Source organism: Catenulispora sp. GAS73, assembly GCF_041262085.1.
GTDB lineage: Bacteria > Actinomycetota > Actinomycetes > Streptomycetales > Catenulisporaceae > Catenulispora.
Genome location: NZ_JBGCCM010000001.1, coordinates 180,394 through 195,040, shown reverse-complemented (window position 1 = coordinate 195,040; position 14,647 = coordinate 180,394). Strand labels below are relative to the sequence as shown.

12 protein-coding genes are annotated in these 14,647 nt (G+C 69.5%); 10 read left to right on the top strand and 2 right to left on the bottom strand.

All coding sequences use genetic code 11. The features are described from left to right. The first annotated feature begins 206 nt into the window (after positions 1–206). The 3 genes from ABH935_RS00780 to ABH935_RS00770 all read left to right on the top strand — a co-directional run bounded on the left by ABH935_RS00780 (position 207) and on the right by ABH935_RS00770 (position 2,307). Entirely contained in the window at positions 207–722 is a 516-nt protein-coding gene (locus ABH935_RS00780; protein ID WP_370375783.1) for a hypothetical protein, read from the top strand. Positions 723–935: 213 nt separating this feature from the next. Then, positions 936–1,826: a hypothetical protein gene (locus tag ABH935_RS00775; protein WP_370375782.1), complete on the top strand. Its 891-nt coding sequence runs from the start codon at positions 936–938 to the stop codon at positions 1,824–1,826. A gap of 79 nt (positions 1,827–1,905) precedes the next feature. Further along, on the top strand, positions 1,906–2,307 hold the full coding sequence (locus ABH935_RS00770; protein ID WP_370375781.1) for a nuclear transport factor 2 family protein: 402 nt from the start codon (positions 1,906–1,908) through the stop codon (positions 2,305–2,307). A gap of 23 nt (positions 2,308–2,330) precedes the next feature. Here ABH935_RS00770 and ABH935_RS00765 read toward each other — a convergent pair whose 3' ends face one another. Next, positions 2,331–2,789: a VOC family protein gene (locus ABH935_RS00765; protein ID WP_370375780.1), complete on the bottom strand. Its 459-nt coding sequence runs from the start codon at positions 2,787–2,789 to the stop codon at positions 2,331–2,333. A gap of 23 nt (positions 2,790–2,812) precedes the next feature. Here ABH935_RS00765 and ABH935_RS00760 point away from each other — a divergent pair, with 23 nt between their 5' ends. Continuing rightward, entirely contained in the window at positions 2,813–3,466 is a 654-nt protein-coding gene (locus tag ABH935_RS00760) for a TetR/AcrR family transcriptional regulator (protein ID WP_370375779.1), read from the top strand. A gap of 38 nt (positions 3,467–3,504) precedes the next feature. Here the strand turns inward: ABH935_RS00760 and ABH935_RS00755 are convergent, their stop codons facing one another. Continuing rightward, positions 3,505–5,610, bottom strand: coding sequence for an alpha-galactosidase (locus ABH935_RS00755; RefSeq protein ID WP_370375778.1), 2,106 nt, complete (start codon positions 5,608–5,610; stop codon positions 3,505–3,507). A 117-nt stretch (positions 5,611–5,727) separates the two neighbouring features. Here ABH935_RS00755 and ABH935_RS00750 point away from each other — a divergent pair, with 117 nt between their 5' ends. From ABH935_RS00750 to ABH935_RS00725, 6 genes are all read left to right on the top strand, one after another. After that, positions 5,728–6,921: an ROK family protein gene (locus tag ABH935_RS00750; protein ID WP_370375777.1), complete on the top strand. Its 1,194-nt coding sequence runs from the start codon at positions 5,728–5,730 to the stop codon at positions 6,919–6,921. A 161-nt stretch (positions 6,922–7,082) separates the two neighbouring features. Next, positions 7,083–8,396: an ABC transporter substrate-binding protein gene (locus ABH935_RS00745; protein ID WP_370375776.1), complete on the top strand. Its 1,314-nt coding sequence runs from the start codon at positions 7,083–7,085 to the stop codon at positions 8,394–8,396. A gap of 39 nt (positions 8,397–8,435) precedes the next feature. Next, positions 8,436–9,404 (top strand): carbohydrate ABC transporter permease, encoded by a 969-nt coding sequence (locus ABH935_RS00740; protein WP_370375775.1) that lies wholly within the window; start codon positions 8,436–8,438, stop codon positions 9,402–9,404. After that, positions 9,401–10,321: a carbohydrate ABC transporter permease gene (locus ABH935_RS00735; RefSeq protein WP_370375774.1), complete on the top strand. Its 921-nt coding sequence runs from the start codon at positions 9,401–9,403 to the stop codon at positions 10,319–10,321. The genes ABH935_RS00740 and ABH935_RS00735 overlap by 4 nt, the downstream gene beginning before the upstream one ends. Before the next feature lie 15 nt (positions 10,322–10,336). Continuing rightward, positions 10,337–12,163, top strand: a complete 1,827-nt coding sequence (locus ABH935_RS00730; RefSeq protein WP_370375773.1) for a carbohydrate-binding protein — start codon at positions 10,337–10,339, stop codon at positions 12,161–12,163. Next, on the top strand, positions 12,160–14,559 hold the full coding sequence (locus ABH935_RS00725; protein WP_370375772.1) for a glycoside hydrolase N-terminal domain-containing protein: 2,400 nt from the start codon (positions 12,160–12,162) through the stop codon (positions 14,557–14,559). The genes ABH935_RS00730 and ABH935_RS00725 overlap by 4 nt, the downstream gene beginning before the upstream one ends. Positions 14,560–14,647 lie beyond the last annotated feature (88 nt).

Below are 14,647 nucleotides of genomic sequence, written 5' to 3'. Positions count from 1 at the left end.
TAGCACCGGGGTTTCCGGTGACGCAATGGTTTGTGTCGGGGGTGTTTCCGCGGGCCCTGTCGGCCCCGTCGGGAAGTCACGGTTTGGGCTCGACTGCCCGATCGGAATACCGCGTCTTGATCCTGCCGCTTACTCTGTGGATCTGCTCAGTCACGGGGAAGCGGGGTTGTCCACCACGTTCCGTTTCGGGTCATCCGGAGGTGAGCATGTTCGCCAAGAACAATCGCGGGAAGAACGCGCCGTCCGACAGGGATCTCTACAGCGCTATGCGGTTGATGGCACTGGAGTCGGCGCAGCGTGGACCGATCCCGCGTCACCCCGATCACCCGGACGTGCACGGCATCCTCGTCGATGTCGGTCAGGAGAACGGCTACGTCGCGCTGTCGGTGGTCGCCGGCGGTGCGGCGAACCTCTACGTCGATGGCAGCGGGCCGGTCGGGCTGCTGGAGGCGGCGGCCGCGGAGCCGTCGGCGCGCAGGCTGCTCACCACGACGCAGGCTTACTTGAAGTACTTCTCGTCGGCTGACGAGGGGGGACGTCCGCCGCGTGGCACGACGCGCGTGCATGTGGTCAACACCGGTGCGGGGCGCTTCGCCGATCTGCCGACCGAGGCGTTTTGGGGCAGGGCTGGGACGGGGCATCCGTTGTGGCCGGTCGTGATGAAGGTGCAGGCGGTGATCTACGCCATTCGGACCGGCGGGGATGAGATGCCAGAGTCCTGAGTAAGCGGTGCCGTGCGACGTCCCTTGATCCGGTCGGAAGTTGACGCCGTTAACATCGGCCGGGCATGCTGGCTGTGGCGGCAAGTTAACGCCGTCAACATGCAGAACGGGGAGTTCATGATGTTTGCACTGCGTAGTCGGTTCGCTGTTGTGCTTGTCGCCGTCGGTGTGGCGGCGGGGACGGCCACTACTGCTGCCGCCGAGGCTCCGGAAGTGTCGGCGGTCTCTGTCACCGGGCAGGGGAGCGGCAATCTGCCGGGCGACCTCTTTCCGCAATGGGCGGGGGACCCCATCGACTTCACTGTCAACGCTCAGGCGACGCCTGATCCGTCCGGGACCTTCGAAGTCACCCATCGGCGGGCTGACGGTTCGCTGTACACGGAGTTCTCCGGAACCGTCGTCTCCGTGACGGCGGCCGGGCGGATGGCCGTGGTGAACGGGGTGATCACGGCCGCCGACGATCCTGCCAATCCCGGGCTCACCCTGGTCGGGGCCAAGGTCGCGATGACCTTCGACGATCGTCCCGACGGCACGCGTGTGGGGTTCGTCTGGGGGTTCGCGGGGCAGCCGGTGGCCGAGGGGCAGGGTGCGGTTCCGTTCTTCCCCCTCTCCAGCAGCTCGGTTGTTGTCAACAGCGGCGGCCAGGCTGGGCCGACCAGTGGCAGGACCCTGACCGGCGGCCAGCCGAGCCAGGTGCCGGCCCGGCAGCTCAGCGGCACGGTCACGGGGGTCGACCCGGCCACCGGCGGGTATTACACGCTGACCGCCGACGCGGGCGTCGCCGCCGGGGCCGCGACCACGACGGCTCAGGGCACGTTCACGTACTCGCTCTACCAGCCCGACCTCGCCAAGTCGACGAGCTACAGCGGCACGATCAGCTGCCTGGACGTCGGTGGCGACGATGCGGTGGTGACCGGCCAGATCACCGCCTCCAGCGACAACGGCACGCTCGTCGGCAAGCGCGTGGCTTGGTCGGTCTACGACAACGGCACCGACAACTGGGTCTCCGGCCTCATCGACTCGGCGGCCACTCCGGTCCACGCCTGCCAGGGGCCGATTCCCGTCGGACTCGGGACCGGCGGGCACATCGCCGTGACAGGTTGAGGGAGCGCCGGGGAGGGCTATTGTGGGGGCGACCCAGTCGTTACTGAGCAGTAGCTCAGCTTGCCCGACCAGGAGCACCATGCACCCGTTCCGTGCGGCGGTGGAGGCCCGAGACACGGCGGCGATCGAGGCGATGCTCGCCGATGACGTCGTGTTCACCAGCCCTGTCGCGTTCAAGCCCTACCCCGGCAAGCCGATCACCGCGGCGATCCTGCGCGGCGTCCTGCGGGTGTTCGAGGACTTCCGCTACGTCCGCGAGATCGCCGGCGCCGACGGCCGCGACCACGCCCTCGTCTTCACGGCCACGGTGCACGGCAAGCAGGTCAACGGCTGCGACTTCCTGCACTTCGACGAGGACGGCAAGATCGACGACTTCATGGTCATGGTCCGCCCGCTCTCCGGCGCCCAGGCGCTCGCCGAGGCGATGGGCGCGCAGTTCGCACAGATCAGCGCGGAAGTCGCCGGCGGTGCACCGTCCTGACGCCGTGACGCCATCGGCTTCGCTCAACCGGCCGAGGGCTGAATCAGCTCGATGAGGTTCCCCTCGGGGTCGTGGACGTAGGCGTACCGCACGCCCTCGGTCGCGCCGGGGCCGGGTTCGACGACGGCGTGCGCGGCGCATTCGGCGGTCAGGCGCTCGAAGGCGGCGTCGAGGTCGGCGACGTGCAGTGCCAGGTGTGTGAACGTCTGGCGCGCGGTCGCTGCGAACGGGTCCGGGGTGTCGATCGGTGTGGAGCCTGCGCGCTCGGTGAACTCCACGCGCAGGCCTGCGCCGTTGCTCAGGATGGCGGTGCGCACTCCGGCCTCTGGCAGCTCCAGGCGTTCCTCGACCTCGTCGAGGCCGAAGGCGGCGCGGTACCAGCTCTCCTGTATGTCGAGGTCGGCGACCGACAAGCTGATGTGGTGGACGCGGAAGACCGGCGTGGCGGCTGTGACTCCTGTGGAACTGGTTGAGCTGGACATGAGGCTCTCGCTCTCCTTGCAAGGTGAACACCATTTACCTGGTGAATAGTGTTAACCTTAACCTCATGCCGCCCCCCGTCAAGCGCCGCCCGACCGGCCACCACCACGGCGACCTGCGCAACGCCCTGGAAAAGGCGGCCCTCGAACTCGTCGCCGAGAAGGGGCCGCACGGCTTCAGCCTCAACGAGGCGAGCCGCCGCGCCGGCGTGAGCGTCGCGGCGCCCTACAAGCACTTCGCCGACCGGGAGGCCCTGCTCGCTGCGCTGGCCGTCACCGGATACCGGCAGCAGCGCGAGCTGTTCTCGGCGGCGGTGTCAGGGCTCGACGATCCGGCCGATCAGCTCTCCGCCTTTGCCGCCGCCTACGTGCGCTTCGCCGCTGAGCAGCCAGCGTTCTTCGACGTGACCTTCTATGCGGGCCTCGACAAGTCGCGGCATCCCGAACTCGCCGAAGCCGGCGACCTCTTGCTGGCGGCGCTGCTACCGCTCGCCGTCAGTGTCGCCCCGGATGAGGCGGCGGCCTTCGACCTCCTGCTGCGGATCTCGTCGGCGGCGCATGGGCTGGCCGTTTTCCTGCGCCAGGGCTTGTTCGGCGTCGAGGCGGATGCCTTGGACGAGACCGCGGAACGAGCGGCCCGGACGGCGCGCGCGATCATCGCGGGTGTTGGTGGTGCCTGACCCGCCTGACACTAACCGCACCTGCGCGGCGAACATTTCTACACCCGCCGCAGGTGAAGCAGAGCACTGCCGTAGTCCCCAGCCGGCAGCTCAAGCTCCAGTCCGGTCCGCGCCACCGCGCCGCTGATCCGCACATCCCGATCGACGTCGTGGTACTCAGCCTCAGCATCCAGCGCGCTCAGCCGCACCAACGGCCGCGGCAGTCCGAACCCGGCAACGGTCCGCCACGCGATGACCACATGCTCCGCGCCATCAGCCGACGCATAGTGCACCGCCGTCGAATGCCCGTCCGTCGAGGGCCGATACAGCACACCGTGCTGCACGACGTGCCGGATCCGCTTGTACTGCGCGACGAATCCCGCCGCCTCCTCCAGCTCCTCCGGCGTCCACTCCGTCAGCTTCCCGCCGATCCCGAGCGCGCCGGCCATCGAGACGTGGAACCGGAACCGGAGCGGTGTGGCGCGGCCGGTGGCGATGTTCGGGCTGTCGGTGACCCATGCCGCCATGACCTCGGCGGGGAACACCATGCTGAAGCCGTGCTGGATCGCCAGGCGGTCCACCGGGTCGGTGTTGTCCGACGTCCAGACCTGATCTGTGCGCGACAGCACGCCGAGGTCGGCGCGACCTCCGCCGCCGGCGCAGGCCTCGATGCGCAGCTGTGGGTGGTCGGCGCGCAGCCGGTCCATGATGCGGTAGACCGCTCTGGTGTGGTCGATCCACAGCCGGTCGGGGTCGGGGTGCCCGGGCCAGCCGGCGTCGGTGACCGCGCGGTTCGCGTCCCACTTCAGGAAGTCGATCCCGTACTCGCGCACCAGCCGGTCAAGCCACTGGTGGGCCCACTGCGCCACGTCGTCGCGGCCGTAGTTCAGCATCAGCTGGTGGCGCAGCTCGGTCGGGTCGCGGTTCGGTGTGTGCACGACCCAGTCGGGATGCGCGCGGTACAGGTCGCTGTCGGCGTTGACCATCTCCGGCTCGACCCACAGCCCGAAGCGCATGCCGAGCTGGTGCACCTTCTCCACCAGCGGCCCGAGTCCCTGGGGGAACGCGCCCGGGTACGGCTGCCAGTCGCCGAGGCCCGCGGTGTCGTCGCGCCGGCCGCCGAACCAGCCGTCGTCCAGGACGAACAGCTCGATCCCGAGTCCGGCGGCAGCCTCGGCGAGCCGGAGCTGGCCGGCCTCGTCCACGGCGAAGCCGGTCGCTTCCCACGAGTTGTAGACCACCGGCCGGTCCTCGTGCGGAGTCGGCGAGACGTGCCGGCGCACGTAGTCGTGCCAGGCGCGGGCCGCGCCGCCGAAGCCGGCGGTGGTGTGGAGCCCGGCGAAGACCGGGGTGACCAGGCTCTGGCCCGGGGCCAGGGTCCAGCTGATGCCCTCGTGGCCGAAGCCGCCGGTCCAGGTGACGCGGTTGTCCGGGTCGCGGTGCAGCGTCATCCGCCAGCTTCCGCTCCAGGCCAGCGCCGTGCTCCAGACCTCGCCGCGGTCCTCCTCGGCGGTGCCGTCGTCTATCGCCAGCCAAGGGTTGGCCTGGTGGCTGGTCAGGCCGCGGCGGCTGGTGAAAACCGTTTCGGCGATCGGGACCTGGCTGCTGCGCAGTTGGAACTCGTGGTTCCAGCCGCCGATCACATGGGTCATCCGGTAGTCGGTCAGGCGCGGGAGGCTCCAGGCGGCCGAGTCCAGGCGGCCTACGCCGATCGGCTCGGGGCCGTCGTTGGCGAGCACTGTCCAGCGTTCGATGACGTCCGTGTCCTGATATACCCGGTAGTGCAGCTCGGCTCGCAGGGGGTAGCGGCGGTCCTGGAGGCGGATCACCAGGTGGCCGTCTTCTCCTTCGTGGCCGGCCGGGCCCCACTGCGCGCCGCGCGTGCCGTCGGCGAACCGGACCTGCAGGCCCGCCGGGCCGAAGCGGGCGCCGGTCTCGATGCCGAGCTCGTCGGCCACGCCGTCGCCGGCGAAGCTGTTGGCGTTCCCCGGGGAGGTCAGGGAGCCGGCGTCGGCGTGGGCCGCGACGGCCTCCGGCGTCCCCCACGCGACGTGCCGGGGGCTGCCGTCCGGATCGGTCCGGATTAGGTATCTGGTGTCGGGTGTGGTCAGCAGCCAGGTGCCGCGGGCAGCGTCGTAGGTAACGGGTTGCGGGGGAACACGCACAGGTCAACCTCACCAAACAGGTCCGGGGCGGTGGGAGCCGCGAGCTGCGAGCGTAGGGCGGGCCCTCGCTCGAAATCAATACTTGACGAAAGAAATTATTGCGCTTAGGTTTCCGCCATGTCTCCGAAGCCGAGCTCTTGGATGGGGTACAGAGCACCCCAGCCGCTCGCCGCCACCCCGGCCGCGACCGCGGTGCTGGCCATGGTCCTGACCGAGGGCCCGCTCAGCCGGGTCGATCTGGCTCGGCGGCTCGGCATCTCCTCGGCCGCCGTCACCAAGGCCGCACGGCCTTTCCTGGACGACGGCTATCTGCACGAGCTCGACTCCGAGCGGACGGCGCCCGGCGCCGGCCGCCCGGTGAGCCCGCTGGCGATCACCCCGGACCGGGAGTTCGTCGCGGGGGTGAAGGTGACCGCCGACGAGGTGATCGGCGTGGTCTGCGATCTGAAGGCGCGGATCCGGACCTCGGCGCACCGGCCGCTGGCGGACTGCGGGCCCGCGACCGTGCTGGCCACCCTCACCGCGCTGGTCGACGAACTGCTCGACGCCGAGCCGGAGCTGCGCGCCAAGACCCGCCTGCTGGGCCTGGCCGTCTCCGGCGACGTCGATCCGGCCGCCGGCCTGGTCCGGCTCTCTCCGCTGCTGGGCTGGGAGAACGTCGATCTGGCCGGTCCGGTCGGTGACGCGACCGGCCTGGCCGTGGTGGTCGAGAACGACGTCAAGGCCCTCACCGTCGCCGAGCACTGGTTCGGCGACGGCGTCGGCACCGACGACTTCACCCTGGTCACCGTCGGCGCCGGCATCGGCTGCGGCATCGTCACCGGCGGCCGGCTGCTGTCCGGGGCCTACGGCGTGGCCGGCGAGGTCGGCCATGTCTGCGTCGACGCCTCCGGACCCCGCTGCCACTGCGGGGCCCGGGGCTGCGTCGAGGCGATCGCCGCCACCGAGGCGATCGTCGGCCGGGCCCGGCAGCTGACCGGGCGCGACGACCTCACCTTCACCGAGGCCGCCGAGCTCGCCCGGTCCGGCTCGGCCCCGGTGCGCGCGCTGTTCTCCGAGGCGGGCACCGCGATCGGGCTCGGCATCACCGCCGTGGTCAACCTGATCGGCCCGGAGCGGATCGTGGTGTCCGGGGAGGGCCTGGACGCCTACGACCTGTTCGAGACCGAGATCCGGGAGGCGTACGCCACCCACGCCTTCGGTGCGGCGGCCCGGTGCCTGCTCACCATCCGGCCGCTGCCGTTCGAGGAGTGGGCGCGCGGCGCGGCCTCGGTCGGCATCCAGACCCTGTTCGCTCCCGCCCGCCGCTGACGGGCTTCGGCTTCGACCCTCACAACACCGAATACCCCCGACCTCTGACCGGACCGGCACCCGCCGGACCCGGAGTTCGACGCACCCTTCAACGCACCACGGGGACCTGCCCGCCCGCAGGCGATCTCCCATACCCTCACCCCTCACTCAGGAGGACGACCATGTCCCGTGGACCGATCACCGATCGTCGTACCCTGCTTCGCGGCGCGATAGGCGGCGCCGGCTTGTTGCTGGCCAGTCCCGCCCTCGCCGCCTGCGGCAAGAGCAGCGCCTCGGCCTCGACCGGAAGCGGCGGAGGCGGCAGCCAGGTGACGTTCGGCTCCGACGGCTCGGACCCGACACCGCGCAAGGCCTACGGCGCGCTCACCAGCGCCTACACCGCCGCCAGCGGCATGCAGGTCCGCACGAACACCCTGGACCACAACACCTTCGCCCAGCAGATCACCGCCTACCTCCAGGGCACCCCCGAGGACGTGGTCACCTGGTTCGCCGGCTACCGCATGCAGTTCTTCGCCCAGAAGAACCTGCTGCACCCGATTGACGACGTCTGGTCCCAGATCGGCGGCGGCTTCTCCGACGCCGCGAAGAAGCTGAGCCTGGGCCTGGACGGCAAGGCCTACTTCGTCCCGCTCTACAACTACCCGTGGGGCGTCTTCTACCGGAAGAGCGTGTTCGCCGCGAAGGGCTACCAGCCGGCCGCCGACTGGGACAGCTTCGTGGCGCTGTGCGGGCAGATGAAGAAGGACGGCCTGTCCCCGCTCGCGGCCGGCTTCGGCGGCGGCGACTCCTGGACCAACCTGGGGACCTTCGACTATCTCAACCTCCGGATCAACGGCTACGACTTCCACATGCAGCTGATGGGCGGCAAGGTCGCGTGGTCCGACCCCCGGCTGAACGCCGTGATGGATCACTGGCGGCAGCTCTCCCCGTACCTGGAGGCGGGCGCCTCGGGCCGCAAGTGGCAGGACGCGGCGCAGTCGGTGTTCGACAAGAAGTCCGGGATGACGGTCACCGGCCTGTTCATGGGCCAGGCGATCACCGACGAGACGCTGCGCGACGATATGGACTTCTTCGCCTTCCCGGCCATCGACCCGACCCACGGCCAGGACGCCGTCGAGGCGCCGACCGACGGCTTCGTCCTGAGCGCCAAGGCCAAGCACGTGGACGCCGGCAAGAAGATGCTCGAATGGATCGGCACCTCGGCCGCCGAGACCGTCTACGCGAACGTCGACCCGAGCAACGTCGGCGCCAGCACCAAGGCCGACACCAGCAAGTACAACGCGCTGCAGCAGAAGTCGGCGCAGATGATCGCCTCGGCGAAGTACATCACCCAGTTCGGCGACCGGGACAGCGACCCGGGCTTCATCTCGGCCGTGGTCGAACCCGGATTCGCGCAGTGGCTCGCCTCGCCCGACGACGGGACGTCCACGCTGAAGAAGATCGAGTCGCAGCGCTCCCAGTACTTCACGTCCTGATGGCGGGCGGCGGACGGCAAGAGGACGAAGGGGAGTGGCATGGCCCTCACAGCTGACGTGACCGGCAAGAACGCCAAGGCCGCGGCACCACGGCGCAGACCCCGCACACGGGTGCTGTCCGTCGGGGACAAGCTCTTCCTCGCGGTGCTGATCGGGGTGCCGCTGCTCGCGCTGCTCGCCTTCGTCTGGCTCCCGGCGCTGGCCTCGGTGGGGATCTCCTTCACCCAGTGGGACGGCATCGGGCTCTCCTCGATCCACTGGGTCGGCCTGCAGAACTACAAGAACATCTTCACGAACTACCCGCCGTTCTGGCCGGCCGTGGAGCACAACATCATCTGGATGGTGTTCACCGCGCTGGTGCCGACCCCGGCCGGCATCTTCCTGGCCTACCAGCTGGACCGCAAGATCAGGTTCAGCCGGGTCTACCAGATGGCGATCTTCCTGCCGGTGGTGCTGTCCACGGCGGTCGTCGGGTTCATCTGGGAGATCGTCTACGACCCGGACCACGGCCTGCTCAACAACGCGCTGGGGACGAACAACCCCAGCGGCAAGCACTACATCGACTGGCTCGGCGACCCGCACCTGAACCTGTGGGCGGTGCTCGTGGCCTCGGCGTGGCGGCACACCGGGTACGTGATGATCCTCTATTTGGCCGGGCTCAAGAGCGTGGACCCCTCGTTGCGCGAAGCGGCCGCGATCGACGGCGCCAACGGCCGGCAGACCTTCCTGCGGGTGATCGTGCCGGCGATGAAGCCGATCAACGTGACGATCATCGTGGTCACGGTGATGGAGTCGCTGCGCGCCTTCGACATGGTCTACGTGCTCTCCGGCAACAACGGCAGCAAACAGGGCCTGGAGCTGCTGTCGCTGCTGATCACCAACAACACCGTCGGCGAGTCGCCCCGCCCCGGGTACGGCTCGGCGCTGGCCACCGTGCTGCTGGTGGTGTCGCTCGCCGCGATCGTCACCTTCCTCGTGCAGAACTTCCGGAAGGAGCGCCAGGCATGACCACGACCACCGCGACCGACCTCCCGAAGGCGGCGGCCTCGGCGGGGCGTCCGCCAGCTCGGAGCCGCAAGCCGCGCGGCCTCGGCCGGCACGTGTTCCTGGCCCTCGTCTCGGTCGGCTGGCTCATCCCGCTGGCCTGGGCGCTGTTCACGTCGCTGCGCTCGTACTCGGACACCGCCGAGCACGGCTACCTGAGCTGGCCGCACGGACTGAGCTTCGACAACTTCAGCACGGCGTTCGACCAGTCCGGCATGCCGCACTTCTTCTGGAACTCGCTGCTGATCACCGTCCCGGCGGTGCTGCTGACGCTGCTGTTCGCCTCGGCGGTGGCCTTCTTCGTCTCCCGGTTCGACTTCCGGTTCAACATCGCGCTGCTGATGCTGTTCACCGCCGGGAACCTGCTGCCGGCCCAGGTGATCATCACTCCGCTGTACAAGCTCTACCTCCAGCTGCCGCTGCCGAGCTTCCTGAGCGGCTCCGGCTACTTCTACGACTCGGCGTTCGGTGTCATCACCATCCACGTCGCCTACCAGTGCGGCTTCTGCGTCTTCGTGCTCAGCAACTACATGCGCACGATCCCGAGGGAGATCAGCGAGGCGGCGCTGGTGGACGGCGCCCCGGTGTGGCGGCAGTACTTCCAGATCATCCTGCCGCTGTGCCGGCCGGCCTTCGCCGCGCTGGCCACGCTGGAGTCGATCTGGATCTACAACGACTTCTTCTGGTCGCTGATCCTCATGGAGACCGGCGACAAACGGCCCGTCACCTCGGCGTTGGCCGGACTGTCGGGCGAGTACTTCACCAATCCCAACCTCATCGCCGCCGGGGCACTGCTGACGTGCATCCCCACGCTGGCCATCTACCTGATCCTCCAGCGCCACTTCGTGGGCGGTCTGACCATCGGGGCCAGCAAGACCTGACCTGAGGGAATCATCATGCGTATTAGCATCAGACGGCCGCGCCGCGCGGCCGTGCTCGCCGCCCTGCTCGGCACGCTGCCGGCGCTCGGGCTGATCCAGCTCCCCGACGCCGCCGGCGCCGCCCGGGCTCCCGGGACGACCGACGGCGGCAGCACCGCCGCTACCGCCACCGCCGCCATCGCCGCCAAGCCCTACATGGGCTGGAGCAGCTGGAGCCTGGAGTCCACCACCGCTCCCGGCGTCAACGCCGCCGGCCAGGGCGGTTCGCTCACCGAGGCCGAGGTCATCGCCAACGCCGACATCATGGCCGCCAAGCTGAAGTCCCACGGCTACACCTACGTCAACATCGACGCCGGCTGGTGGATGGACGACAAGTGGAAGACGGAGTACGACGGCAACGGCATCCCGAAGGCCGACCCGACCCGCTTCCCCGACGGCATCAAGGCGGTCGCCGACCACGTCCACCGCGAGGGCCTCAAGCTGGGCCTGTACCTGCCGGTCGGGCTGGAGATCGCCGACTACCAGGCCGGGAACTTCCCGATCGCCGGTGCGCCGTCGTGTCACACCCATGACATCGTCTACCCCGACCTGCGCACCACCAACGGCTGGGACAGCGCGTACAAAATCGACTTCTCCAACCCCTGTGCGCAGAAGTTCGTCGACTCCGAAGCCAACCGCCTCGCCTCCTGGGGCATGGACTTCCTGAAGATGGACGGCGTCGGGCCGGGCTCGGTGAAGAGCGGCAACAACTACGACAACACCGCGGACGTCGCCGCGTGGTCGCAGGCCCTGAAGCGGACCGGCCGGGACATCCAGTTCGTCCTGTCCTGGTCGCTGGACCACGCGCACGTGGCGACCTGGCAGCGCTACTCCAACGGCTGGCGCATCGACACCGACGTCGAGTGCTACTGCAACTCGCTGGTGACCTGGCAGAACTCCGTGGTCGGGCGCTGGACCGACGTCATCCCGTGGATCGCCGACGCCAAGCCCGGCGGCTGGAACAACCTGGACTCCCTGGACGTCGGCGTCGGCTCGATGGACGGCATCACCGATGACGAGCGCCAGAGCTACATGACGCTGTGGGCGATCGAGGCCGCGCCGCTGTACACCGGCGACGACCTGACGAAGCTCGACTCCTACGGCCTGTCGCTGCTCGGCAACGACGAGGTGATCGGGGTCGACCAGGCCGGACGTCCGGCGCGGCCCCTGACGCAGAACACTGATCAGCAGGTCTGGTACAGCCGGAACCCCGACGGCTCGCTCACCGTGGCGCTGTTCAACCTCGGCACCGCCCCGGCGACCGTCACCGCTCCGTTCGCCTCGCTCGGCGTCAGCGGTTCGGCGACGGTCCGGGACCTGTGGGCGCACCAGGGCCTCGGTGCGATGTCCGGTCAGTTCTCCGCGACGCTGCCAGCGCACGGCTCCCGGCTGCTGAAGATCGTGCCGAGCGGCGGAAGCCTGGTCTCGTACGAGGCCGAGTCGCCGTCCAACATCCTGACCGGCGGCGCGGCCGTCACCGGGTGCAGCGGCTGCTCCGGATCGCAGAAGGTCGGCAGCCTCGGCCACGAGGGCGCGCTGACGTTCACCGGGGTGAAGGCAGCCAAGGCGGGCCCGCACACCATCACCGTGGTCTACGACGACGGGGACACCAACGGCCGTCCGCTCACCTACAGCGCGAACGGCGGACCGGAGACCACCATCCAGGCCCCCGGCACCGGTGGCTGGAACACGGTCGGAACGCTGACGATCACCCTGCCGTTGCAGGCCGGGGCCAACACGATCACCTTCACCGGTCCCGACTCCAACACCTACTCGCCCGACATAGACCGGATCATGCTGTGAGCTCACGCGATCTGAAGCTGGCGTGGCCTCAGCCGGCGGACAGCTGGTTCGAGGCCGCGCCGGTCGGGAACGGCCGGCTCGGGGCGATGGTCTTCGGCGGGGTGCGGCTGGGGCGTTGGCAGATCAACGACTCCAGCGTGTGGTCCGGCAGTCCGTCGAGCCCATCTGAAGGGCTGGCCGCGGTTCTCGGTGCGGGTGCCGGTCCGGAACGGCTTGCCGAGCTGCGCGAAGCGATCCGGGCGGAGGACTATCGGCGGGCTGACAGCCTGGCGATGTTGTTCGAAGGCCGGTACAGCCAGGAGTACCTGCCGTTCGTCGATCTCTGGATGTCTCTCGACGGGGACGGCGGCTATCAGGGCCGGACGCTCAACCTCGACAGCGGTGTCGTCGCCGAGGAGATCGAGCTGGACGGCCGCCGGATCGTGCGGCGGACCTGGGCGAGCCGGCCGGCCGGGGCGTTGTGTGTCGCGGTGGACGTCGCCGAGGGCAGCGTCGACATCGACCTCGAACTCACTTCTGAGCTGCGGGTCGTGCGGCGGACAGGGCTGAGCCTCGCCGTCGAGATGCCGATCGACGGGGCACCGACGCATGAGCCGAGCGCGCCGCCGCATCTTTACAGCGACGGGCCGGTCGACGGGTACGACCCGTTCGGCGTGGCCGCGATGGCCGTCGACACCGACGGCGATGTGCGTGTGGTCGACGGGGTCGTGCGGGTGGCTGGGGCTTCGCGGCTGCTCGTCGTGGTGACCAGTTCGACGTGCGGCGCTGACTTCTGGTCGCGGAACTCTCCGGCGTCGCGGGACGAACACCTGCGACGTGCGTCGCAGAACGCGCAGGCTGCTGTCACGCGCGGCGCGGATGAGCTGCTGCGCGAGCACGAAGCCGACCTGCGCGGACTGCTCGGCGGCATGGAGCTGACGATCGGCGCGCGCCGGTCCGGGACCTTCGACGTCGCCGCGGACGTGCTGTCCGGCAAGGACGAGCAGCTGACGGCGACCGTGATCGTCCAGCTCGGCCGGTACCTGCTGGCCTCGGCCTCGCGGCCCGGCGGTGGGCCCCCGCCGAACCTCCAGGGCATCTGGAACCAGGAGCTGAGCCCGCCGTGGTCGTCGAACTACACGATCAACATCAACACGGAGATGAACTACTGGGGCGCCGAACAGGCCGGCCTCGGCGAGTGCCACGACCCGCTGTTCGGCCTGATCGAGCGGCTCTCCGAGGCCGGGGGGCCGGTCGCTCGGCAGCTCTACGGCGCGCGCGGCTGGCTGGCGCACCACAACACCGACATGTGGGGCTGGGCCCTGCCGGTCGGGATGGGGCACGGCAATCCGTCGTGGGCGCTGTGGATGATGGGCGGCGTGTGGCTGACCCAGCATCTGTGGGATCACTTCGAGTTCAGTCAGGACCTTGAGTTCCTCGGCGATCGGGCCTGGCCGCTGATGCGCGGGTGCGCCGAGTTCTGCTTGGACTGGTTGGTGGACGGCGCGGACGGTCTGCTCGACACGATCCCGTCGACCTCGCCGGAGAACCTGTTCGTCTCGCGCGCCGGCACGATCGAGTCCCTGTCGGTCTCGACGGCGATGGACATGGCGTTGATCCGTGCGTTGTTCACGCGGTGCCTCGCGGCGGCGGAGCTGCTGGGTATCGAGGATCCGGTGTGCGCCGAGATCAGCGCCGCGTTGCCGCGATTGCGGCCGCCGGGTCTGACCGCCGACGGCCGGCTGTTGGAGTGGGGCGCGGACCACGTCGAGCAGGACCCGCAGCACCGGCACATGTCGCACCTGGTGGCCGTGCACCCGCTGGATCAGATCGATCCGGATCGGACGCCGGAGCTGGCCGAGGCGGCGCTGGCGACGCTGGACCGGCGCGGGCCGGGCGCGATGGGGTGGTCGTGGTCGTGGAAGATCACGCTGCGGGCTCGGCTGCGTGATGCTGCGGTGGCGCGTGAGCTGCTGTTGGAGGCGGTTCAGCCGTTCTCGGGCGATCCGCTGCTGAGCGCGCCGCCGGAGGGGACGGAGTGGGGCGGGCTGCTGCCCAACCTGTTCAGCACGCATCCGCCGTTCCAGATGGATGGCAACTATGGGCTGATGGCGGCCGTGGTGGAGATGCTGGTGCAGAGCCATGGCGGGGTTATCAGGGTTCTGCCGGCGCTGCCGGTGGAGTGGCCCGATGGTGCGGTCCGGGGCGTTCGATGCCGGGGCGGCCTGGCCGTGGATCTGGTGTGGCGCGCCGGGCGACTCAGCACCCTGTCGATCCATCGGCTGCACGGGGACGACGGCAGCCCGGTCTGGGTCGACTATTCGGGCCGGCGCAAGGAGATCCGGGTGGTTCGCGGTTCCGCCGTGGATTTCGGCGGGGAGTTGGAGGTCCGATCCCTGAGCGAGCGCGGATTCTGAACGGCCGGGTAACTTCGGGTGTTGTTATAGCGTTCAGGGGTGACAGAGGGGCGATTCGGCCGGCGCGGCGTGCTCGCGGCGCTGGTCG

What these genes read in the sequence shown, in the direction of transcription:
- ABH935_RS00765 (WP_370375780.1), bottom strand. Translation starts at nt 2,789, where the DNA reads ATGTCCAGCTCAACCAGTTCCACAGGAGTCACAGCCGCCACGCCGGTC.
- ABH935_RS00740 (WP_370375775.1), top strand. Translation starts at nt 8,436, where the DNA reads ATGGCCCTCACAGCTGACGTGACCGGCAAGAACGCCAAGGCCGCGGCA.
- ABH935_RS00745 (WP_370375776.1), top strand. Translation starts at nt 7,083, where the DNA reads ATGTCCCGTGGACCGATCACCGATCGTCGTACCCTGCTTCGCGGCGCG.
- ABH935_RS00750 (WP_370375777.1), top strand. Translation starts at nt 5,728, where the DNA reads ATGTCTCCGAAGCCGAGCTCTTGGATGGGGTACAGAGCACCCCAGCCG.
- ABH935_RS00780 (WP_370375783.1), top strand. Translation starts at nt 207, where the DNA reads ATGTTCGCCAAGAACAATCGCGGGAAGAACGCGCCGTCCGACAGGGAT.
- ABH935_RS00770 (WP_370375781.1), top strand. Translation starts at nt 1,906, where the DNA reads ATGCACCCGTTCCGTGCGGCGGTGGAGGCCCGAGACACGGCGGCGATC.
- ABH935_RS00735 (WP_370375774.1), top strand. Translation starts at nt 9,401, where the DNA reads ATGACCACGACCACCGCGACCGACCTCCCGAAGGCGGCGGCCTCGGCG.
- ABH935_RS00730 (WP_370375773.1), top strand. Translation starts at nt 10,337, where the DNA reads ATGCGTATTAGCATCAGACGGCCGCGCCGCGCGGCCGTGCTCGCCGCC.